The sequence below is a fragment of the Halomonas smyrnensis AAD6 genome, assembly GCF_000265245.1.
Taxonomy (GTDB): Bacteria; Pseudomonadota; Gammaproteobacteria; order Pseudomonadales; family Halomonadaceae; genus Halomonas; species Halomonas smyrnensis.
Genome location: NZ_AJKS02000008.1, coordinates 79935 through 101640 on the forward strand (window position 1 = coordinate 79935; position 21706 = coordinate 101640).

Here is a 21706-nt window from a genome sequence, read left to right on the forward strand (position 1 = left end):
CTTACTGCGCGGTGATGGTGCTCATCACCAGGTTGCCGTCGATCTTGATCGGGCCGTCTTCCGAGGCGCCGAGGGTGTACTCGAAGATCCCGGTCTCCATGCCGCCTTCCTCGCTGTGCACCATCAGCATCAGCTGGTCGCCGGCGCTGACGTCTTCGGTGAGGATCGCGGTGACGTCCATGTTCTCGCCTTCCTTGAGCGGGGCATGGCCGACCACCGGGCCGGGTTTCATGCTGTCATCGGTGCGGTGCACCACCAGCCAGCCGTTGCTGCCCGCCATGACCTTTTCCGCGGTGACCGTGCCGCCCGCGACGGACTGGTCATCGGCCCAGACTTCCGGATGCATGTCGCCGTGCATTTCCGCCTGAGCCAGGGAAGCGCCGGTGAGCAGAGCGGCGGATACGAATGCGCTTGCCATAAACTTGGTCATCATCATTCTCTCCTTGAGTTCCGAGCACGCCCCATCGAAGCAAAGGGTTTGGGATGGGCGTGCCCGCAGTTACGAGAGACGAGCGACGATGGTTTCACCTCGGCGCGAAAAAAATCACAGCCGCTGGGCCGAGGCGTCCTGACCGGTGGGATAGAGGTAGCCGTGGATCGCCGGGCCGCTCGGCTGGCCGGTGGGCGAGCCGCCGGGCGGCTCGATGCTGATGCCGAAGGTGGCGCGCTTGAGCAGCTCGGGATCGAAGTCGCTCAGGGCGTCGGCCGGCAGGCTCAGGTCGTCGTTGAGCACCCCCACCGAGCGCGGATTCGGCCCCAGCGAGGCATCCTTGATCCACAGCTGATAGGCGCGATCCGGCAGCGGCTCGGCGGTGACCGGCCGCACGTTCAGGCGACGGCTGTCGAGGTCCACGGAGAGCATGAAGGCGGGCTGCTGGTCGTCCTGCTGGAACACGGCCACGAACGGCGACTCGCTCGGCCCCGGCTCGACGGGGACGATCAGCACCGCGGCCAGTACCAGCGCCGCGGCGGAGGCGAGCCCGGTGCTCCAGCGCCAGAAGCGCAGCCGGCGCCGCATGGCGTCGAGCTGGGAGACCTTGCCCTCGCGCTCGCCGGTGACCGGCGTGGCGTCCAGCGCCTCGATGCGCCGCTCGATCCTCGCCAGCAGGTCCGGCCCCGGTGCCACCGCGGCGATGTCATCGCCGAGGGGCGCGAGGCGCCTCTCCCACTCGAGGATGCGGCCGTCCAGCTCGGGGTCTGCCCGTCGGCGGCGCTGGATCTCGGCGCGCTCGTCGGCGCCCAGGGTGCCGAGCACGAACTCGGCGGCCAGCATGTCGATGTCGTCGTGGTCTGTCATGACGCCAGACACCCCTTGAGTTGCTTGAGGGCTCGATGGAGCCAGGTCTTGACGGTGTTCACCGGCTGCTCGAAGTGGGCGGCCAGGTCGGCCCGGGACCAGCCATCCAGATAGGCCAGGCGCACCATGTCCCGGCGGTTGCCCTCCAGCTCGGCCAGGCAGGCATGCAGGCGGCGCGCGTTCTCGTCGCGCTCGGCGTGCTCCCGGGCGCCGGGGGCATCGGAGGGCGTCTGGTCGAGGACGTCGTCCGACTCATGGGGCGCCCGGGGCCGTCGGCGCAGCTCGTCGATGGCGGCGTGTCGGGCGATGCTCGCCATCCAGGCGATTGCCGAGGCCCGGCCGTCGTCGAACTGCCCGGCCTTCTGCCAGATGGTGACGTAGACCTCCTGCACGACGTCGTCGGTGCGTCCCCGTTCCTTCAGGATACGCAGCACCGTGCCATAGAGTTTCGCCGAGGTGGCGTCATAGAGTTCGGCGAAGGCCTGTCGGTCGCGCCGAGTCACGCGCTGGAGCAGGTCCTGCAGGCGATCACTGGACATACCACATTCCCTGTCATGTCGATGGTCGAGGCCGATGAGAGCGGCATCATGCTCGCGCAGACTGCCGCCTCGCCGTCGTGACGGTCAAGGCGCCGTCTTTCCACGCTGCGCCGGAGCGTCAGGGGAGGGCGGCCAGGACCTCCACCAGGCCGAAGGCGGTGACGCCGGCGACCACCGGCCAGCCCAGCGAGCGCCGCCGATACCACACGACCAGGGTCGCCAGCACGCCGATCCCGGTGGCCAGCCAGCCGATGGCGTCGAGGCGATCAGGCACCAGCGACACGCCGAGCACCGCGGCGACCATCATCGGGCCGAGCAGGGAGAGCCAGCGGGGCATGGCCTCGATGCCGTCCGCGCCGTCGAGGCGACGGAGACGGCGCTGCATCCACAGCAGCGGCAGCAGACGAATCAGCAGGGTGCCGAGGGCCGTGGCCAGCAGGGCCAGCCAGAGGTCGTTACTCATGGGGCGCCTCCGGCGTGAAGCGGACCAGGGTGAAGCACAGGGCGCCGCAGGCGGCGGCGATGGGGATGCCGATGTTGGTATAGCCGACCAGGCTGCAGAGCATCGCCACGCCGATGCTGATCATCAGCGCCAGGCTCCAGCGCTTCGAGGTGCAACGCGGCGCCACCAGCACCAGGAACAGCGCCGGCAGAGCGAAGGGCAGTATCTCGCCCAGCAGCGGCCAGCGCGCCATCAGCCAGTCGCCGGCCAGGGCGCCGAGCAGGGTGCCGAGGATCCAGCTGGTCCAGGCCAGCAGCGCGGCACCGGTGAACCAGCCGAGGCGCTGCGCTTCCGGCAGCTGCGGCAAGCGGTGATGGGCCAGGGCGAAGACCTGGTCGGTCAGGCCGTGCATCAGCACGAGCCACCAGCGGCTGCGGTCCAGCCACGGCGCCAGGTTGGGGCCGTAGACCGCATGGCGCACGTTGAGCAGCAGCGTCATGGCCACCGCCAGCCACAGCGGCGCGCCGCCGGCGATCATGCCGATGAGCAGGAACTGCGAGGCGCCGGCGTAGATCAGCGTCGAGATCAGCGTCGCCTCCCAGGCCGTCAAGCCGGCCTGAACGGCGATCAGCCCGAAGGAGATCGCCACCGGCACGTAACCGCCGAGCAGCGGGAAGGCCTCGCGCACGCCGGACAGCCAGGCGCGGGAAGGCGCCGAGGTCGCCTGGTCGATCATGATGCCTCCCTCTCGGCGTAGACGATGGTCAGGATCAGCGTCGCCCACTGCTCGCCGGTGCGATAGCGGTGGGGGCGGTCGGCGCCGAACGCGAGGCTGTCGCCGGCGTGCAGCGTGCGCAGGTCGTCCTCGGGGCCGGCCTCGAGCTCGCCGCTGAGCACGGTGAGCGATTCCGTGGCGCCGGGGGTGTGCCCCTCGGCATGGCGATCGGTATGGGGGGCGCAGCGCATCCAGTAGGCGTCGACCTGGCGGCCTTCCTGGCCCTGGTCGATCAGCCTCACCTGCACGCCGTCTTCGCCGAGGGGCACGGTGATCGGCGCCACCAGGGTGCCGAAGGGCATGTTCAGCTGCACCGCCAGCCGCCAGATGGTGTCCAGCGTGGGGTTCCCGTTGCCCTGCTCGAGGCGCGACAGGTTCGACTTGGCGATGCCGGCGGCGGCGGCCAGCTGCGACAGCGACAGCCCGCGCTCCTGGCGCAGGCGCTGAAGGTGCTGGCCCAGGGTGCTGAGGGCGAGATGGTCCATGGAAGCTTCCGGTACGAGGGGGTGTCCACGAATTGTTCGATATAAGGAACGTTCTATAAAAAGAACAACCGACTGTCAAGGGAGGCCGTCCGGCCGGCGCCGCTATACCGGGCCGGGGTAGGAAGCGACCGGGAATGCCGCAAGGCGCACGATGAAGGAGAAGGGGCGGGAGACGCCGCGGGCAGTGGCGAGGAGGAAGGGAAGAAGCGAAGGCGGGAGGAGGATAAAGCGAAAAGGTACCCGGCCGCCGCAGCGGCCGGGCAGGCGAGGCTCAGGCCTCGTCGGTGTTGCCGTCGGCGCGGCAGGCCGCGGCGGTGAACAGCACATCGGTGGAGGAGTTCAGCGCCGTCTCGGTGGAGTCCTGCACCACGCTGATCACGAAGCCGATCGCCACCACCTGCATGGCCACGTCGGCGGAGATGCCGAACAGGCTGGCGGCCATGGGAATAAGCAGCAGCGAGCCGCCGGCCACGCCTGACACGCCGCAGGCGGCCAGCGCCGAGACGATGCACAGCAGCAGCGCGGTGACGAAATCGACCTGGATACCGAGGGTATGGGCAGCGGCCAGGGTGATCACGGTGATGGTGATGGCGGCGCCGCACATGTTGATCGTCGCGCCCAGCGGGATCGAGATCGAATAGGTATCGGCGTGCAGCTTCAAACGCTTGCACAGCTCCAAGTTGACCGGAATGTTGGCCGCCGAGCTGCGGGTGAAGAAGGCGGTGATGGCGCTGCCGCGCAGGCAGGTGAACACCAGCGGATAGGGATTGCGGCCGGTCTTCAGGAACACGATCAGCGGATTGGTGACCAGCGCCACGAACACCATGCAGCCGACGATCACCAGCAGCAGGCGGCCGTAGTCGAGCAGGGCGTCGAGGCCGGATTCGGCCAGGGTGTTGGCGACCAGGCCGAAGATGCCCAGCGGGGCGAAGCGGATCACCATCTGGACGATGCCCGACACGGCATCGGACAGGTCCTTGAGCGCGGTGCGGGTGGTGTCCGCGGCGCGGCGCAGCAGCAGCCCGAGGCCCACGGCCCAGGCCAGGATGGCGATGAAGTTGGCCTCCATCAGTGCCTCGACCGGGTTGGCCACGGCGTTGAGCAGCAGGTTGCGCAGGATCTCGGTGACGCTGCCGGGCGGCGTGCCGCTGGCCGCCGGGGCGTTCAGCGCCAGGCTGGTGGGGAAGGCGAAGCTCGCCGCCACGGCGACCAGCGCCGCCACCAGGGTGCCGATGAGGTAGAGCACCAGCACGGAGCGGATGTGGGTGGGCTGGCCCTGGCGATGGTTGGCGATCGCCGCGGCCACCAGCACGAAGACCAGCACCGGCGCCACGGCCTTCAGCGCGGAGACGAAGACCTGGCCGAGCAGGGCGGCCGACTGGGCGGTATCGGGGGCGAGGGTGGCGAGCAGCAGGCCGGCGACGATGCCCAGCGCGATCTGGGGGATCAGCCCCAGCCGCAGCAGCGGGCGGCCCAGGGAGTTGAGGGTAGCGATCATGGGTGTCTCTTGTGGAATCACGGGGTGCATGAACGTGTCGTGCGCCGGGGTCGCCGTATCACCACGTGGCCACGCCGCGGGGTTGCCGCGGGGCTCGGGACACGCGAGGGCGATGGCCTGTCGACGCCCTGCCCGGGTGTCGCCCGGGCAGGCGCGCGAATTCTACCATCGACGCAAAACGATAGGGGGTACGACCTTGGTTTCTCTTGAAACCAGGCGGGTGTGCTGATCTGTCGCCGTTTCCAGGGTGGAATATGCGGTGAGGACGTCGGCAGGCAGGGGCCTTCAGGAATGGCGGAGGTGCCGGCGCGGATCGTCGTTATGGCTCAGCGGCGAGGTGGCCTCGCAGCCGAGGCAGCGGCAGATGTCCCGATCGACAACCGGCCGGAACCGTTTCCCGGTTGGCCAAGGCAGGCCCGGCCCCGGGCCGAGTGGCGCTCACCGGGGGAGATGGCGTGAACCGATGGAACCTAGGTCAATCATCGGCGGTTGTCGCGCCGAGGATGCCGAATGTGACGGATCGGCTCAGCCGCCCCGCGGGGCCAGCAGGATGATGCCGGCGCCGGCCAGGCACAGCGCGGCGCCGAGCAGGTCCCAGCGGTCGGGCAGGCGGTGCTCCACCGCCCACAGCCAGGCGAGCGAGGCGACGATATAGACGCCGCCGTAGGCGGCATAGGCGCGGCCGGCCTGGTCGGCCGAGGAGAGGCTGAGCAGCCAGGCGAACAGCACCAGGCTGGCCAGCCCCGGCAGCAGCCACAGCGCCGAGGCGCCCTGACGCCACCAGGCCCAGACGCTGAAGCAGCCGGCGATCTCGGCCAGGGCGGCGGCCACGTACACCGGCAGCGTCAGCATGACGCCGCCGGGGCAGACAAGTGCAGCATGAGGGAAGCGGGAGCGATCACGCGGTCAGGCGCGCCTCCACGGCGTCGAGGAAGCCGTGCATGTCGACCACGGTCTCGTTGGCCGGATCGGTGGTCTTGCCCTTGAGGTCACCGGTGACGATGCCGTCGCCGATGGTGTCGATCAGCGCCGCCTTGAGGCGCCGCGCGTAGTCGGCCAGCGCCGCGTTGTCCTCGCGCTCGGCCAGCGTCTCCAGGGCGTTGCCCACGGCGTAGATCAGCGCCGAGGAGTTGAAGTGCGCCTCCTTGCCGTCGCTCTCCAGGTACTTCAGGTACAGATCGTGAGCGGTGCCGTGGGGCGCCTCGAACAGCATGGTGCCGTTCTTGCTCTCGATGATCGAGCTGGCGGTGGCCAGGCTGCCGCCGAGGGCGGCGGAGATGTCGGAGAAGATGTCGCCGTCCAGGTTCTGCGCCGGGTAGAGGGCGTTGCGGGGCGGGTCGGTGATCATCTTGATCAGCTGGCTGGAGGGTCGCATGATCATGAACGACGGCGGCGGCGTGTCGTTGTGGGCCAGCGCGCGGCGGGCCTCGGTGATGACGTCGCTGAACACCTCGTCGTAGTCCATGTACTCGCGCTTGAGGCCGAAGTAGACCTCCTTGTCCTTGCGCGAGGCGTCGCGGAACACCTGCAGCACCCAGTCCTTGATCGCTTCGCGGTCGTTGGACATCAGCAGGATGGGGTCGCCCTGCTTGACGCGGCGGGCGTGCTTCTCCTCGCCGTCGACCACCACCTTGAGGATGCCGTCCTCGCTGGCGGGGGCGTTGAAGCTGCCGTACTGGTCGCCGCCGCCGGCGCTCATCCGCGAGATCGACACCTGGGCCTTGCGGTCGGGTATGCCGTGGCGCTTGAGCTGCTCGACCAGCTTGTAGAGCTTGCGGCCGGTGTTGTTGTCCGGCACGCCCCACAGCGCCCGCTCGGGCGGGTTGGCGACCAGTCGCGCGGCCTGGGCGTCGATCAGCTCGTAGTGGTAGGCGAGCCCCAGCGATTCGGCGTCGGCCTGGTAGTGCTCGCGGTAGATGTCCTCGATGGCGGCGCGCATCACGCCGTCATAGCCGGCGATCACGGTGTCCTTGAGGCCCAGGTAGATGTCGCGCTTCTCGTCGAGGGCGCGCCGGAAAAAGCGGTGGGCCCAGGCCCTGACGTCGTCCAGGTCGTTGGTGGCCAGCAGCCAGGGGTCGCCCTTGTTGACCTCGCGGCGATGCAGCTCGACGGGGTCGCCGCTTTCGCCCACGAACAGCAGCTTGACCACGCCGGTGGCCGAGGACAGCGCGTTGTAGCTGTCCTTGGTGCCGCCGTGCTCCATGGTCTCGACCTCGATGTCGCGGCCGACCCAGGTCGGGCGCTCGACCTTGAGGTTGCGAAACTCGATGTCCTCGCGGGTGATGTTGCCGCCGATGCCCTTGCGGATAGCGCCGTTGGGCGACTTGGTGGCCAGCGGATGCAGGGTGGCGGCGTCGAGCTCGGGGTGCCGGGCGAGCAGGGCGTCGCGCTGTTCGCGATTGACGGTCATGCCGGCGTTCTTGATCCCGACCTGGTGGCGGTTGAGCGCGTCGATGGCGTCGAGGACGGCCTGGCCGTTGGTGAGCAGCCGGTTCTCGGCTGTCAGGTCGATCTCGACCAGCTCGATGGCCAGCGGTCGGGTCACGAAGGTATCGATGATCTTCTCGAAGGCCACCTGGGCCATCTCGTCGCCGTGCAGGATGACCAGCGGGGCCGCCACCTGGATCTTGTCGCTCATCACTCTTCCCGTGTTCGTGCTCGTGGAATCCACGCAGCCTCGCGTCCCTGGGCGTCGTGGCCGGAGGGACGCCGGCTGCCATGCGATCAGGGTTTCATTGTACACCCAATGCCGTCGCGTCGTTTCGATGCTCCCGCACCCGGCGGGCCAGCTCGCTGACGTGCTCCTCGGTCACGCCGAGCTCCGCCAGCGCCGCCTCCAGGTGCAGCAGGTAGTCGCGGTTGAGGCCGCTCGGGCCCTCGGCCCCGGCGATCTGGCGGGCCATGTCGTCGAGCGGCGCCTCGCCGAGGAAGGCGGCGTTGTCGGCGGTGGCCAGGTAGGTCAGCCCCATGGCGCTTGTGCCGTCCTCGAAGTGCAGCGGGGTGAGCTCGCGCAGGTAGCCGTTCTTCTCGCGCACGTCGAGCGGCTGCAGGGTCTCCGGCGTGATGCGGTAGGCCATCCCCAGGCAGGCGGCGCCTTCCTCGGCGATCAGGGTCGCCACGCGCCCCGGGGCCTCGGGCGTGCCGCGGTGGTCGTGGGAGCCCTGCCAGAAGCGCCGCACCCAGCCGTGGATGCGCGCCGGCCGGCGCTCGAGGAAGGGGAAGTCGGCCTTCCAGATCAGCGAGCCGTAGCCGAACAGCCACAGATCGTCGTGGTCGTCGAAGTGGGTCATGCGCCGGTTGAGCGCGGTGGTGTCGAGCGCCATGGGAGACTGTCGCGTCCTTCGTTGCCGTCGTGGGCGCCCCATGATGCGCGGCCAGGCGCGGCTTGTCGAAGTCATGGCCGTGTATTCATTTCACCGTAACCTTGTGCACAAAGCGCGATGACGTAGGATTGTCGATCCGACCGACAAGACCGGCGCGAGCCGGCCCATGAGGAGAACCGACACCATGAGCTTCACCGTCTATCTGTCCGGCGAGATCCACACCGACTGGCGCGAGGAGATCCGTCTCGGCGCCGAGGCCGCGGGCCTGGACGTGGCCTTCACCGCACCGGTCACCGACCATGACGCCAGCGATGCGGCCGGCGATCATCTCGGCCCGCAGAGCGAGGGCTTCTGGCGCGACCACAAGTCGTCCAAGGTCAACGCCATCCGCACCAAGACGCTGATCGAGCGGAGCGACCTGGTGGTGGTGCGCTTCGGCGACAAGTACAAGCAGTGGAACGCGGCCTTCGACGCGGGCTACTGCGCCGCCCTGGGCAAGCCCTACGTGACCCTGCACGGCGACGACATCGTTCACCCGCTCAAGGAAGTGGACGCCGCCGCCATGGCCTGGGCGACCACCCCGGCCGAGGTGGTCGAGATCCTGCGCCACGTGCTGCGCGGCTGATTCCGCGGCCGCCACCGAGGAGGAGCGATGGAAGCGCTATGGATGTGGCCGGCCACCGGCTTCGGTCTCGGCCTGTCGCCCTGGGCCTCGGGCACCGTCGGCTCGCTGCTGGCGCTGCCGCTGGCCTGGTGGCTGCTGGGCCGCTCGCGTCGCTGGCGGCTGGGGCTGGCCGCCGCGCTGCTGGTGGCGGCGATGCCGCTGTGCCAGCTGGCCTCCGACACCCTGGGTGGCAAGGACGACGGGCGCATCGTGCTCGACGAGATCGTCGCCTTCCCGGTGGCGATGCTCGGCCAGGCCGCGCCTCGCCATCCGCTGACCCTGGCAGGCACCTTCGCGGTCTTCCGTCTGTTCGATGCCACCAAGCCGCCGCCGGTGAGCCAGGTGGAGGCGATGCCCGGGGGGATCGGCATCGTGCTCGATGACCTGGTGGCGGCGCTCTACGCCTGGGCGCTGATGGGGCTCTTCTCACGCCTCGCCGCGCGGCTGCGGCGACGCCGAAGGGGCGAGGGCGGGCGATGAGCGGTATCGCAGGTGTCACGACGGAAGCGCCGCGGCACCCTGTCGCGGTGGCTCTCGCCCCGGGGCATCTGGGCTATCATGAGGCCCCTCGTTCCGGCCGGCCCCGCTCATGATCCTAACGCTCGTCACTCGCCGCTATCGCCGATCGGTCGCGCGCCTCGCGCTGCTGGCGATGTGGCTGGTGGTGGCCGGGCCGCTGATTGGCCAGTTCAGCGCCGCGGAGCGGGCCCATCACGGGGCGGCGCATCAAGGCAGGCATCACGAGGCGATGAGCCGGGGCGCGTCGTCGGTGGCCATGACGAACGAGGCGGCGCCGCACCGGCACGAGGCCTGCGGCTACTGCTCGCTGTTCCAGCGGATGCCGGTGCTATCGGCGCTGCTGCCGAGCGTTGCCCCGGTGCCGTCCCACGCCATCACCGCCCCGGTCGTGGCGACCCGCTCGCCCCATGGCGGGCCGGCGGTCTTCCCCCAGGCGCCGACCCGCGCGCCACCCCGATCTCGCTCGTGATCCCCCCGATGTGAATCGCCTGGCCTTCGCTCGCCGGCGTCGACACGACGCCAGGCGAGGGCAGGCGTGCCTCCGACTTCCTCGAGCGAGACTCCCATGAGCCAACCTTCCGTAAGCCGTCCCGCCATGCGTCCCAGAGCGCAGGATCTCTATCGCGCCGTCTGGCGCTGGCACTTCTATGCCGGGCTGATCGTCCTCCCGTTTCTGATCTCCCTGGCGGTCACCGGTGCCCTCTATCTCTTCCACGACGACATCGATCGCTGGTGGCACGCCGACATGATGACGGTCGAGGCGCGTCAGTCCGATACGGTGCCTCCCGGCGTCCAGCGCGACGCGGCGCTGGCCGCGGTCGACGGCGAGGCGTTCCGCTATGTGCCGCCGGCCGATGCGTCCAGCGCCGCCGAGGTCGACGTGACCCGCCCTGACGGCAGCCGCATGGCGGTGTTCGTCGATCCCTACAACGGCGAGGTGACCGGCCAGATGCCCTACCGGGGCAGCGTGATGTGGTGGGTCCGCCAGCTGCACAGCCTCAGCCTGTTCGGCAGCGAGGCCAGCATGCTGATCGAGATCGTCGGCGGCTGGACCATCCTGCTGGTGCTGACCGGCATCTACCTGTGGTGGCCGCGGGGCCGGCGGGGCGGCGTGGTGTCGGTGCGCGGACGGCCGGGCAAGCGGGTGTTCTGGCGCGACCTGCACGCGGTGACCGGGCTCTTCGTCGGCGGCTTCATCCTGTTTCTGGCCGTGACCGGCATGCCCTGGTCGGCGGTGTGGGGCAGCAAGGTCAACGAGCTGGCCAACGGCCACAACTACGGCTATCCGGACGGCGTGCGGGTCAACGTGCCGATGTCCGACGAGCGCCTGGCCGAGCGCGAGACCACGACCTGGTCGCTGGAGCAGGCGCAACTCCCGACCTCCGAGGCCAATGCCGACGCGGTCGCGCCGATCGGCCTCGACCACGCGGTGGCGATCTTCGACGCCAAGGGCCTGGCGCCGGGCTATGCGATCAACCTGCCGGCCGGACCGACGGGCGTCTATACCGGCTCTGCCTACCCGGACGACCTGAGCCGACAGCGCGTCGTGCACCTCGACCAGTATCGCGGCGAGACGCTGCTCGACATGGGCTACGCCGACTACGGCCCGCTGGGGCGCGGCCTGGAGTGGGGCATCAACTTGCACATGGGCCAGCAGTACGGCCTCGCCAACCGGCTGATCCTGGCCCTGGCCTGTGCCGGCATCGTGCTGCTGTGCGTGTCCGCGGCGGCGATGTGGTGGAAGCGCCGCCCGGCCGGGAAGCTCGGCGTGCCGCCGGCCCCGACCGATCCGCGCCGGCTGCGCGGCGTGCTGGCGCTGCTGGCCATCGGCGGGGCGATCTTCCCGCTGGTCGGCGCCTCGATGATCGTGATGGCCGCGGTGGATGCGCTGGTGCGGCGCCGTGGGGCAGCAAGGCGCGCGGCCACCGCTTAGTCCTTTTCCGGCTAGTCCTTCTCGGCTGGGGGCGGGGGGAAGCGCACGTCAAACCCCCGGGCGTCGAGCTGGCGGATGTCGCTGGGGCGGCCCTGGTCATCGAGCTCCACCAGGCCGATGCCGGTGCCGTTCCACAGCCGCTCTCCGGCCTTGGCGCGGTCGGGGTCGCGGGGGCGGATGCGCATCGGCCGGCGCTGGGTGAACCAGTTGAGCGGCGAGCGCGGCGCGTAGAGCCAGCTGTTGGCGCGATCGAAGGCGTCGAGCAGGGTGTCGGGGAAGGCGTTCTTGAGCCCGCTGGAGGTGATCTGCCACAGCCGCGGGCCGCCGCGCCGGTGGCGGATGCGGATGTCGTAGGCGAAGGAGTAGTGCACGTCGCCGGAGAGGATGACGTAGTGCCCCGGGGTACGCGAGTGGCGGAAGATGTTGAGCATCACGCTGGCCGCGCCGCGGTGGGCCATCCAGTTCTCGGCGTCCACCAGCAGCGGCTTGCCGGCCAGGGTGAACAGCTTCTGGATGCCTTCGATCAGCTTGACGCCGAACATCGGCGCCGGCGAGACGATGATCGCCGAGGGCGCGTCGAGCAGCTGCTGCTGGAAGTCCGACAGCGCTTCCCAGTCCATCAGCCCCGAGGGCCGGCGCGGGCTGCGCTCGCTGCGCCAGCGGCGGGTGCGGGTGTCGAGCACCACCAGCCGGGGCGTGCCCGGGACCTGGAACTCCCAGCCCTCGAAGCGCTGCAGGTGGTGCAGGCAGGCATCGTGGGCCTCGGCGGGCAGCCAGCCGTCGCTAGCCTTGGCGGCATCGAGCAGCGCGGCGGCCTCGTCCATCGGTGCGGCCAGCCGCTCCGGGTCGTTGCCCCAGCCCTGGCACAGCAGGTAGCCCAGCAGGGCGTTGCCGAGGATGCGCCGCGAGAACGGATGGCCGTAGGCGCAGGCCTCCCAGTCGGCGGTCAGGTTCCAGTCGTCGGTGACATCGTGGTCGTCGAAGATCATCAGCGACGGCACGTGGGCCAGCAGCCGGGCGGCCGCCGGCAGGCCCTCGACGAAGCGCTCGAGGATGGCGGCCTCGTCGTCGAAGGCTGCGCCGTCGTCTGCGGAGATCGCCGGCTTGCGGATCGTCACCAGCCGCCAGGGCACCGGCGACCACACCAGCAGGTACATGGCCATGACCTCGGCGAAGGTCATCAGGTGGTTACGGGCGTGGGCCGAGGTGAACACCGGCTTGCGGGCGCCGGCGAAGACGCGCTCGCGCAGGTTGGCGCTGCTCTCCACGTCGGGCAGCAGCTCCTCGCGGCGATAGTAGGTCGCGTCGGCGGCGTAGAGGCCCTGGCTGTCGGCCACGGTGGCGCCCTCGAGCGGCTCGTCGAACAGGCCCAGGCGCTGGATCAGGCCGTGGATGGCCACCAGGGTGGGGCCGGCCACGTCGTCGGCGTAGACCTGATCGCCGGTCATCAACAGCCAGGCCGGCCAGGCCTCGGCGTCGTCGCGGCGCTCGGCGAGCCAGCCGTCGGCGCGCACCAGGGCGTCGGGGCCGTCGTGGTGGGGGCGGCGGCAGGAGCCGTGCAGCAGCCGGCGGTGGTCCTCGGCCAGCACGAAGCGCGGGCGGCGGGCGCCCTCGTGCAGCAGGTGCGGGGCCCAGTCGGCGATGCCGGTCTCGTTGCCGTCTTCGCCCGCCAGGCGCAGGTCGTAGTCGATGACCACGCCGACGGGCAGAGGCGTCTCCAGCGCCACGTCGATCAGGTGCAGCACCGCGTGGCGGCCCAGCGGCAGCCGGCGCACCCGGCGCTCGTTCAGCGCCAGCCGACGCGGACCGTGGCCCTCCGGGTGCAGCAGCAGTCTGCCGGACAGCGGCCGGGAACCCACCAGCCAGATCCGCACGCGGTCTGGCGCGAGGCGGCGCAGGATCGGCCCGGCGAGTACGTCCGGCAGTTCGGCGGCGGCGGGATCGGGACGGGCGGTATCGGCTGACGTCATTGTCGAGGCGCTCCCTGAAGGTGCTGATGAGGTCGGGAGGCGTGAGTGAGCGACACGCCAGGCCCTGCTCGAGTCAGCCCATGGTAGCCGACAAGGCGTCGCGGGCGGGAGTCGTCGCGCAGCGACGGGGCCCGGCCCTACCAGTGACGGGGATAGCGGCGGTGGCGGGCCAGGTTGTTGACCAGGATGGCGACCAGCAGCATCAGCGTGCAGCCGAGCCCGATCGGCACCAGCGGGAACCACCAGCCCAGGGCGTGGACCTCAGGGCCGCCGATCACCGCGATCAGCGCCGAGGCCGCGCCGGGTGGGTGCACGGTCTCGGTCAGCTGCATGGCCAGCACCGACAGCGAGACCGCCAGCGCCACGGCCATCGCCGTGGCGCCCAGCCACTGGAAGCAGGCCACGCCGATCAGCGCCGACAGGATGCTGCCCAGCACCACGTTGCGGGGCTGGGCGAAGGGGCTCGCCGGGGCGGCATAGATCAGCACCGAGGTGGCGCCGAAGGAGCCGACCACCAGCAGGTGCAGGGCCAGCCACTGCTCGCTGAGCCAGGCCACCGCACTCATGCCGGCGAAGGCGCCGAGCCATGACCAGCAGGCGTCGCGCCAGTCGACGTCGCCGCGGCGATAGCGGGCGCCGCGCATCTTGCGGAAGTAGGTCTTCATCGTCGGATTGTGCACAAAAAAGGTGCGATATGGTGTCAGGATGCACCATGAAGGTAAAGATATGCCCGCCTGTCGGGCCGGGTTATGCTGGGACGTCGCCTACAGGGACGCTCAGGAAATCTCGGGACAAGGAGGCCGGATGGCACACGATCACGACCATGCTCACTCCCACGGGCATGGCCATCATCACGCCGGCGCCGACAGCCGGAAGCGCCTGGCCTGGGCGGTGGCACTGACCGGCGGCTTCATGATCGCCGAGGTGGCGGGCGGCATCCTGTCCGGTTCGCTGGCGCTGCTGGCCGATGCCGGCCATATGCTCACCGATACCGCGGCGCTGGCCCTGGCCTGGTTCGCCGCCCGGCTCAGCCAGCGTCCGGCGGATCACCGCCGCACCTACGGCTACGACCGGGTGCAGATCCTGGCCGCCTTCGTCAACGGCCTGACGCTGATCGCCATCGTGGTCTGGATCGCCATTGAGGCGCTGCGGCGTTTCCTGTCGCCGGTCGAGGTGGCCGGCACGCCGATGCTGGCCATCGCCGCCCTGGGCTTCCTGGTCAATCTGGCGGTGTTCGCCATCCTGCACCTGGGCGATCGCGACAACCTCAATATCCGCGGGGCGGCGCTGCACGTGCTGGGCGACCTGCTGGGCTCGGTGGCCGCCATCGTCGCCGCGCTGGTGATCCTGACCACCGGCTGGACGCCGATCGACCCGCTGCTGTCGCTGCTGGTGGCGGCACTGATTCTGCGCAGCGCCTGGCGGCTGACCCGCGAGTCCGGGCATATCCTGCTCGAGGGCGCGCCGGCGTCGCTGGACGTGGCGCGCATCGAGCGGGAGCTCCCCGAGCGGCTGGACGGCGTGTACGACGTGCACCACGTTCACGCCTGGTCGATGACGCCGGGGCGTCATCTGCTGTCGCTGCACGCCGCCGTGGAGGAGGGCGCCGACCGCGAGGCGACCCTGGTGGCGATCAAGGCGGTGCTGCTCGAGCGCTTCGACGTGGCTCACGCCACCATCCAGCTGGAGTCTCGCGATCGCTGCGCCGACGACGTGGAAGCGCCGGGGTCCGGCGATCATCGCCACTGAGGCCGGCGGTTCACGACGGGCTCCCCCAGCCCCTTGCCACAGGCCTCTAGCCACAGGCCTCTTGCCACAGGCCTCTTACCAGAGACCCAGGTGTTCGGTGAGGATGACGGTGCCGATGCCGATCAGGATCACGCCGCCGAGCACCTCGGCGCGCTGGCCGATCAGCACGCCGAGGCGGCGGCCCAGCATCACGCCGAGCGTGGCCATCAGGGTGGTGGCGGCGCCGATCGCCAGGGCGGTCAGCAGGATGTTGACCTCCATGAAGGCCAGGCCGATGCCCACGGTGAGGGCGTCGATGCTGGTGACCACCGCGGTGGCGGCGATCAGCCACCAGGCCTGACGCCCCGGCTTGGCGGCGGGGGCGTCCTCGTCGGGCTCCGGCGTCTCGAGGCCGGCGCGGATCATGCGCACGCCGAGGGCGAGCAGCAGGATGAAGACGATCCAGTGGTCCCAGCTGGCGATGTACTGGGAGGCGCCCAGGCCGAGGGCCCAGCCGATCAGCGGGGTCAGGCCCTCGACGACGCCGAAGATCAGGCCGGTGCGCAGGGCTTCGCGGAAACGCGGATGGTCGACGGCGGCACCCTTGCCGATCGCGGCGGCGAAGGCGTCGGTGGACATCGAGAAGGCCAGCAGGGTGGTGGACAGCAGGGTCATGGGAGTCACGTGGTCCGGCCGGGCGATTCACCACGACGATACGACACGCCCGGCCTTGGGCGTCGTACCGTCGATGGTCTCGCCGACCGGGCGCGGTCGCGATACCTGAGCGTATCGAGCGACGCGCCGGCGCACCTGCCACGGCATCTGGCCGACTATGTTGACAGGCGCTCTCACGCATCGGGCGTGAGCCAGCTACTCCCCAGCGAGGGTCGTCCGGTCAGTAAGGGGCGATGAGAGGTGCCCATGACCGGAATCGGCGTAGCCTACCATCGCCGGAAGGCGGTTGCATCCGGGGCGTCGCTCGCGGGCGTCCGGGCGTCGCTCACACCAGCTTGCTCTCGCGCAGCCGCATCAGGCGCTCCGGCGGGGCCCAGCTGTCGGCGGTGACGCCGTCCCAGTAGTCGGCGAAGATCGCGTGGCGGGCCGCATCGCCCTGGATCAGGGCGTCGGGCGCGACGAAGTCGAACAGCGTGGCCAGGGTTCTCACCTCGTGGCGCGAGACCCGGCGGATGATGTGCTCGGGGCCCAGCTCGCCGGGGTGGCGCAGCCCGGCGGCGCCGATCATCTCGGCCAGCGCCTCGCGGGTGCCGGCCTGGTAGCGCGCCACCCGTTCGGCCTTGAGCGGCACGTCGAGCCGGCTGCCGCGCAGCGCATTCTGGGTGGCCACGCCGCTGGGGCAGCGGTCGTTATGGCAGCTGCGGGCCTGGATGCAGCCCAGCGAGAACATGAAGCCGCGCGCCGAGTTGCACCAGTCGGCGCCCAGCGCGATGGTGCGGGCGACGTCGAAGGCGCTGATCACCTTGCCGGCGGCGGCCACGCGGACCTTCTCGCGCAGCCCGGCGCCGACCAGGGCGTTGTGCACCAGCAGCAGGGCGTCGGTCAGCGGCATGCCCAGGCGGTTGGCGAACTCCAGGGGCGCGGCGCCGGTGCCGCCCTGGCCGCCGTCGACCACCACGAAGTCGGGGTGCTCGCCTTCCTCGCGCATGGCCTTGACCAGCGCGAACCACTCCCAGGGATGGCCGATGGCCAGCTTGATGCCCACCGGCTTGCCGCCGGAGAGCTCGCGCAGCCGGCAGATGAAGGCGATCAGCTCGCGGGGCGTGGAGAAGGCGCTGTGGGCGGGCGGCGAGACCACGCTCTCGCCCTCGGGCACGTCGCGGGTGGCGGCGATCTCGGCGGTGACCTTGGCCCCCGGCAGGATGCCGCCGTGGCCCGGCTTGGCGCCCTGGGAGAGCTTGATCTCGATCATCTTCACCGCGTCGTCGGTGGCGCGCTCGGCGAAGCGGTCGGCGTCGAAGCCACCGTTGGCGTCGCGACAGCCGAAGTAGCCGGAGCCGATCTCCCACACCAGGTCGCCGCCGCGGCGATGGTAGGGCGAGATGCCGCCCTCGCCGGTGTCGTGGTAGAAGCCGCCGCGCCGGGCGCCGTCGTTCAGCGCGCTGATGGCGTTGGGCGACAGCGCGCCGAAGCTCATCGCCGAGACGTTGAGCACGCTGACGTCATAGGGCCGGGCTCGCCCGGCGCCGACGGTCACGCGGAAATCGTCGTCGTCGATGGTCGCCGGGGCCAGCGAGGGGTTCATCCACTCGTAGCCGGGGGCCTGCATGTCCTCGAGGGAGCCGAAGGGCTGCTTGTCGATGGTGCCCTTGGCGCGCCGGTAGACCAGGCTGCGCTGCTCTCGGGAGAAGGGCACCTGCTCGGTGTCGCGCTGGATGAAGTACTGGCGGATCTCGGGGCCGAAGGATTCCAGCAGGTAGCGCAGGTGGGCCGTCACCGGATAGTTGCGGCTGACGGTGTGGCGGCGCTGGACGATGTCGTGGGTACCCATCGCGGCCAGCGCGGCCAGGGCCAGGGCGCCGAGCGCCCAGCCCCAGGCCGGGGCCAGCACCAGGCCGGTCAGGCAGGCGAGAAGGCCGGCCAGGATCAGCCCGTAGACGAGAAAACGGCGGGGCGGTCGGGACATCTTCGCACTCCATTGCGATGGGGAAAGGCCTATTGCAAGCCGCGGCCGGGCGACTGTCAATCGCCGGGGCGTCGCGGGAAATCCCTTAAGGTTCTCTTAATCTGCGCGGGCGCAGTGTGGGGACATCCGGCGTGAACAGCCGGTTGTGACCGAACAAGGAGTCAAACCCTCATGCCTACCCTGACCGCTTCCCCCGACCGTCTCGACGTGCTGCCGGCCCATACCCCGATCACCACGCCGATGCCGCCGCGTCTCTCGCCGGACAGCCCGGCGCTGACGGTGCTCACCGACTTTCAGCATGTGCTGCCGCTCACCGTGCCCGCCGACACCTCCGTCGTCGATGCCCGCAAGGTGATGGAACACGCCGGCGTGCGCCTGCTGCTGGTGGTCGACAACGACGGCGACTGCGTGGGCGTGCTCAACGCCCGCGACGTGATCGGCGGCCGCCTGATCACCCAGGCCATGCAGCGTCGCGGCATCGACCGCGAGGACGTGACCGCGCGCATGGTGCAGACCCCCTGCGCCGAGCTGCACGCGCTGTCGATGGAGCGACTGGCGGCCCTGTCCATCGGCCAGCTGGTGCGCGAGCTGGAGGCCTACGGCGATCAGCACCTGCTGGTGACCGAGACCGACCGCCTGGGCCAGCAGCGCATCCGCGGCGTGATCTCGGCCGCCGACATCGGCCGCGCGCTGGGCACCGACGTGGCCACGCTGCCGGAGGCGCGCAGCTTCTCCGATATCTGCCGCGTGGTGCTGGGCCACGAGCTCTGAGTCCTCGATCCGCCCCTCGCCCGGGTACCGTGACCGACGCCAGTGCCCCGGAAACGGCCAAGCCCGGCGCGCCCTGCCAGGGCGACGAGGCGCCGTTGCGGCTGGCTGCGTGAGAAATCGCTGTAACGGGGCCGTCATGACTGCGGTATAGTGTCAGGCCTGCGCTCATCGGGGCGCGGGCCGCGTGCCGTGAAGCGGCAAGACGCCCTCATCGCGCGGATTCAACAGGCAATGCGAGGCATGTGACAATGGCGACCGGTACCGTCAAGTGGTTCAACGACACCAAGGGTTTTGGCTTCATTTCTCCGGACGACGGCGGTGACGACCTGTTCGCCCACTTCTCCGAGATCCAGGCCGAGGGCTTCAAGTCCCTGCAGGAAGGCCAGAAGGTGTCCTTCGAGGTCACTCAGGGCAAGAAGGGGCTGCAGGCATCCAACATCAAGGCCATCGGCTGAGACGTGGTGTAACGGCTGGCCCCGCCGCAACGGTGGGGTCAGCCATAATTCCTTTTTCATATAAATGAATTTCTAAAAATAACTTTTTAGAATATGTGGCGGCCGGCACAATGGGATGGTTCGTACTCTCCCTGGAATGCCCACCATGTCCCCGGACGCCTGGATCTCGCTCGCCGTCGTCGCCGCCGTCTTCCCGATCATGGCGCTGACCCGTATCGGCCCCGACATGGTGCTGATGGGCGCGCTGGTCCTGCTGATCGGCCTCGGCGTGGTCGCCCCCGACCAGGCGCTGGCCGGCTTCTCCAGCAGCGGCCTGTTCACCGTCGCCTTCATGTACGTGCTGGTCGCGAGCATCCGCGAGACCGGCGGCATCGATCTGATCATCCGTTACGTGCTGGGACGCCCCCGGGGCGAGCAGCGTGCCCTGGCGCGCCTGGTGCTGCCCGTGGCCTCGCTGAGCGGGTTCCTCAACAATACCCCGGTGGTCGCCACCTTCATTCCCGCGGTGCTGAGCTGGAGCCGACGCCTCGGCCTGCCGGCCCACCGGCTGCTGATGCCGCTCAGCTTCGCCTCCATCCTCGGCGGCACCATCACCCTGATGGGCACCAGCACCAACCTGGTGGTGCACGGCCTGATGATCGCGCGTTATCCGTCGCTGGAGATGGGGCTGTTCGACATCGCCTGGGTCGGCGTGCCGGTGGCGGCGGTGGGGCTGGCCTATCTGCTGCTGGTCGGGCGTCGCCTGCTGCCGCCGCGCACGGGGGCCACCGAGGCGTTCGAGAATCCCCGCGAGTTCACCATCGAGATGGAGGTCGACCCGCGCGGCCCGCTGGTCGATCGCAGCGTCGAGGAGGCCGGGCTGCGTCATCTGCAGGAGCTGTTCCTGGTCGAGATCGAGCGCGACGGCAACGTGGTCAGCGTGGTGGGGCCCGGCGAGCGGCTCAAGGGCGGCGACCGGCTGATCTTCGCCGGCACCTCGGCCGGCGCCGTGGAGCTGCAGCAGATCCGCGGGCTGATCCCCTCGCATCACGACGAGTCGAGCCTGCAGAAGGACTTCAAGGAGCGCCGCCTGGTGGAGGCGGTGGTCTCGGACCAGTGCCAGTTCATCGGCCAGCGCATCCGCGATGGCCACTTTCGCACCCTCTACGGCGCCGCGGTGCTGGCGGTATGCCGCGGCGGCGAGCGAGTGGCCGGCAACCTGGGCCAGATTCGCCTGCAGCCGGCCGACGTGCTGCTGCTGGAGGCGCGTCCGCCGTTCATCGAACGCCACCGCCAGTCTCGCGACTTCCTGCTGATCAGCCAGGTCAACGGCTCGGCGCGGCCGGTGCACGAGCGCGCCTGGCTGGCCTGGAGCATCCTCGCGGTGGTGGTGCTGCTCGCCGCCAGCGGCGTGACCAGCCTGCTCAGCGCCGCCATGCTGGGCGCGGCGGCCTCGGTGCTCACCGGCTGCTGCTCGATCGGCTCGGCCAAGCGCGGCATGGATACCCAGGTGCTGCTGACCATCGCCGCCTCCTTCGGCCTGGGCGCCGCGCTGGAGGCCAACGGCGCGGCGGTGGCGCTGGCGCAGGGCGCCATGGGCTGGGTCGACGGCAACCCCTGGTGGCTGCTGATCGGCACCTACCTGCTGGTGGCGCTGCTGACCGAGCTGGTGACCAACAACGCCGCGGCGGTGATCAGCTTCCCGGTGGTGGTCGCCGCCGCCGAGCATCTGGGCGTGAGTCCGATGCCCTTCGTGGTGGCGGTGATGTTCGCCGCCTCGGCCAGCTTCCTGACCCCGGTCGGCTATCAGACCAACCTGATGGTGTACGGCCCCGGCGGCTACCGCGTCGGCGACTACCTGCGCGTGGGCGCGCCGCTCAACCTGCTGACCGCCGCGGTGGCGCTGGGGCTGATTCCCCTGATCTGGCCGTTCTGACGCCGCGCCGGGCGCCCCTCGCTCGACGGGTCGCTTTGCGCTAGGGTGTCGCTTTTGTGCTGGAGACGAGCCATGAGCGCATCCGACGAGCTGACCATCGAGCCACGCAGCGGGCGACCCGCCGACGCCTGCGTGTTCATCCTCCACGGCCTGGGCGCCGACGGCCACGACTTCGAGCCGCTGGTGCCGGCCCTGGGGCTGCCGGACGACCTCGACGTCCGCTTCATCCTGCCCCACGCGCCGCGCCTGCCGGTGACCATCAACGGCGGCATGACCATGCCGGCCTGGTACGACATCCTCGAGGCCAGCCTCGATCGCCGCGTCGACGAGGCCCAGCTCAGGGCATCCGCCGAGCGCATCCAAGGGCTGGTGCACGAGCAGATCGCCCAGGGCGTGCCCGCCGAGCGGATCATCATCGCCGGCTTCTCCCAGGGCGGCGCGGTGGCCTATCAGGCGGCGCTGACCTTCCCCGAGCGGCTGGGCGGGCTGCTCGCCATGTCCACCTACCTGGCCACCGTCGACAGCCTCGAGCCGGCCGCGGCCAACCGTGACCTGCCGATCGAGATCCATCACGGCAACGCCGATCCGGTGGTGCCGGAGGCGCTGGGCCAGGCCGCCCGCGACCGCCTCGAGGCCCTGGGCTACCCGGTCCGCTATCGCCAGTACCCCATGGCCCATGCCGTCTGCCCGCAGCAGGTGGCGGACATCGGCCCCTGGATCGCCGCCCGGTTGGGCCGCTGATCCCCAGGAT

23 protein-coding genes are annotated in these 21706 nt (G+C 70.2%); 9 read left to right on the top strand and 14 right to left on the bottom strand.

The features are described from left to right. Position 1: 1 nt before the first annotated feature. The 10 genes from UYS_RS0210680 to UYS_RS0210725 form a co-directional block, all read right to left on the bottom strand. Positions 2 to 433 carry a DUF7282 domain-containing protein gene (locus tag UYS_RS0210680; RefSeq protein WP_016855498.1) on the bottom strand — a complete coding sequence of 144 codons (432 nt, stop codon included), beginning with the start codon at positions 431 to 433 and terminating at the stop codon, positions 2 to 4. A 111-nt stretch (positions 434 to 544) separates the two neighbouring features. Then, entirely contained in the window at positions 545 to 1297 is a 753-nt protein-coding gene (locus tag UYS_RS0210685; protein WP_016855499.1) for an anti-sigma factor, read from the bottom strand. Continuing rightward, positions 1294 to 1836, bottom strand: a complete 543-nt coding sequence (locus UYS_RS0210690) for a sigma-70 family RNA polymerase sigma factor (protein WP_016855500.1) — start codon at positions 1834 to 1836, stop codon at positions 1294 to 1296. The genes UYS_RS0210685 and UYS_RS0210690 overlap by 4 nt, the downstream gene beginning before the upstream one ends. A gap of 118 nt (positions 1837 to 1954) precedes the next feature. Next, complete coding sequence (locus UYS_RS0210695; protein WP_016855501.1) at positions 1955 to 2299, bottom strand: AzlD domain-containing protein; 345 nt, start codon at positions 2297 to 2299, stop codon at positions 1955 to 1957. After that, entirely contained in the window at positions 2292 to 3014 is a 723-nt protein-coding gene (locus UYS_RS0210700) for an AzlC family ABC transporter permease (RefSeq protein ID WP_016855502.1), read from the bottom strand. The genes UYS_RS0210695 and UYS_RS0210700 overlap by 8 nt, the downstream gene beginning before the upstream one ends. After that, entirely contained in the window at positions 3011 to 3538 is a 528-nt protein-coding gene (locus UYS_RS0210705; protein ID WP_016855503.1) for a helix-turn-helix domain-containing protein, read from the bottom strand. Before UYS_RS0210705 ends, UYS_RS0210700 begins: the two co-directional genes overlap by 4 nt. A 271-nt stretch (positions 3539 to 3809) precedes the next feature. Then, positions 3810 to 5036 (bottom strand): serine/threonine transporter SstT, encoded by a 1227-nt coding sequence (gene sstT, locus UYS_RS0210710; RefSeq protein ID WP_016855504.1) that lies wholly within the window; start codon positions 5034 to 5036, stop codon positions 3810 to 3812. A 525-nt stretch (positions 5037 to 5561) separates the two neighbouring features. Further along, positions 5562 to 5888, bottom strand: a complete 327-nt coding sequence (locus UYS_RS0210715) for a YnfA family protein (RefSeq protein WP_016855505.1) — start codon at positions 5886 to 5888, stop codon at positions 5562 to 5564. Positions 5889 to 5934: 46 nt separating this feature from the next. Then, positions 5935 to 7674: an isocitrate/isopropylmalate family dehydrogenase gene (locus tag UYS_RS0210720; RefSeq protein ID WP_016855506.1), complete on the bottom strand. Its 1740-nt coding sequence runs from the start codon at positions 7672 to 7674 to the stop codon at positions 5935 to 5937. Between the two features lie 94 nt (positions 7675 to 7768). After that, positions 7769 to 8359 carry a gamma-glutamylcyclotransferase gene (locus tag UYS_RS0210725; RefSeq protein WP_016855507.1) on the bottom strand — a complete coding sequence of 197 codons (591 nt, stop codon included), beginning with the start codon at positions 8357 to 8359 and terminating at the stop codon, positions 7769 to 7771. Between the two features lie 184 nt (positions 8360 to 8543). Between UYS_RS0210725 and UYS_RS0210730 the strand changes: the two genes are divergently transcribed. From UYS_RS0210730 to UYS_RS0210745, 4 genes are all read left to right on the top strand, one after another. After that, positions 8544 to 8984 carry a YtoQ family protein gene (locus UYS_RS0210730; protein ID WP_016855508.1) on the top strand — a complete coding sequence of 147 codons (441 nt, stop codon included), beginning with the start codon at positions 8544 to 8546 and terminating at the stop codon, positions 8982 to 8984. Between the two features lie 27 nt (positions 8985 to 9011). After that, on the top strand, positions 9012 to 9503 hold the full coding sequence (locus tag UYS_RS0210735) for a phosphatidylglycerophosphatase A family protein (protein ID WP_016855509.1): 492 nt from the start codon (positions 9012 to 9014) through the stop codon (positions 9501 to 9503). Positions 9504 to 9612: 109 nt separating this feature from the next. Beyond that, a complete protein-coding gene (locus tag UYS_RS0210740) occupies positions 9613 to 10011 on the top strand; it encodes a DUF2946 domain-containing protein (RefSeq protein ID WP_016855510.1) in 399 nt (132 codons plus the stop codon). Between the two features lie 96 nt (positions 10012 to 10107). Then, the gene (locus UYS_RS0210745) at positions 10108 to 11475 is read left to right on the top strand and encodes a PepSY-associated TM helix domain-containing protein (RefSeq protein ID WP_026068492.1); all 1368 of its coding nucleotides are present in this window, start codon (positions 10108 to 10110) and stop codon (positions 11473 to 11475) included. Positions 11476 to 11486: 11 nt separating this feature from the next. Here UYS_RS0210745 and UYS_RS0210750 read toward each other — a convergent pair whose 3' ends face one another. Both UYS_RS0210750 and UYS_RS0210755 read right to left on the bottom strand, forming a co-directional pair. Further along, entirely contained in the window at positions 11487 to 13445 is a 1959-nt protein-coding gene (locus UYS_RS0210750) for a metallophosphoesterase family protein (RefSeq protein WP_016855512.1), read from the bottom strand. A gap of 137 nt (positions 13446 to 13582) precedes the next feature. Further along, positions 13583 to 14110: an HPP family protein gene (locus tag UYS_RS0210755; protein ID WP_016855513.1), complete on the bottom strand. Its 528-nt coding sequence runs from the start codon at positions 14108 to 14110 to the stop codon at positions 13583 to 13585. Positions 14111 to 14249: 139 nt separating this feature from the next. Here UYS_RS0210755 and UYS_RS0210760 point away from each other — a divergent pair, with 139 nt between their 5' ends. After that, complete coding sequence (locus UYS_RS0210760; RefSeq protein WP_016855514.1) at positions 14250 to 15194, top strand: cation diffusion facilitator family transporter; 945 nt, start codon at positions 14250 to 14252, stop codon at positions 15192 to 15194. A 75-nt stretch (positions 15195 to 15269) separates the two neighbouring features. Here the strand turns inward: UYS_RS0210760 and mntP are convergent, their stop codons facing one another. Together mntP and UYS_RS0210770 are read right to left on the bottom strand one after the other, a co-directional pair. Then, positions 15270 to 15848, bottom strand: coding sequence for a manganese efflux pump MntP (gene mntP, locus UYS_RS0210765; protein WP_016855515.1), 579 nt, complete (start codon positions 15846 to 15848; stop codon positions 15270 to 15272). A 325-nt stretch (positions 15849 to 16173) separates the two neighbouring features. After that, a complete protein-coding gene (locus tag UYS_RS0210770) occupies positions 16174 to 17814 on the bottom strand; it encodes an FMN-binding glutamate synthase family protein (protein ID WP_016855516.1) in 1641 nt (546 codons plus the stop codon). A gap of 171 nt (positions 17815 to 17985) precedes the next feature. On the opposite strand from UYS_RS0210770, the gene UYS_RS0210775 reads away from it, so the two are divergent. From UYS_RS0210775 to UYS_RS0210790, 4 genes are all read left to right on the top strand, one after another. Further along, entirely contained in the window at positions 17986 to 18585 is a 600-nt protein-coding gene (locus tag UYS_RS0210775; RefSeq protein WP_016855517.1) for a CBS domain-containing protein, read from the top strand. Between the two features lie 248 nt (positions 18586 to 18833). Then, positions 18834 to 19040 carry a cold-shock protein gene (locus UYS_RS0210780; protein WP_016855518.1) on the top strand — a complete coding sequence of 69 codons (207 nt, stop codon included), beginning with the start codon at positions 18834 to 18836 and terminating at the stop codon, positions 19038 to 19040. Positions 19041 to 19185: 145 nt separating this feature from the next. After that, positions 19186 to 20955, top strand: a complete 1770-nt coding sequence (locus UYS_RS0210785) for an SLC13 family permease (protein WP_016855519.1) — start codon at positions 19186 to 19188, stop codon at positions 20953 to 20955. Between the two features lie 72 nt (positions 20956 to 21027). Beyond that, the gene (locus tag UYS_RS0210790; RefSeq protein ID WP_016855520.1) at positions 21028 to 21696 is read left to right on the top strand and encodes an alpha/beta hydrolase; all 669 of its coding nucleotides are present in this window, start codon (positions 21028 to 21030) and stop codon (positions 21694 to 21696) included. Positions 21697 to 21706: the final 10 nt, after the last annotated feature.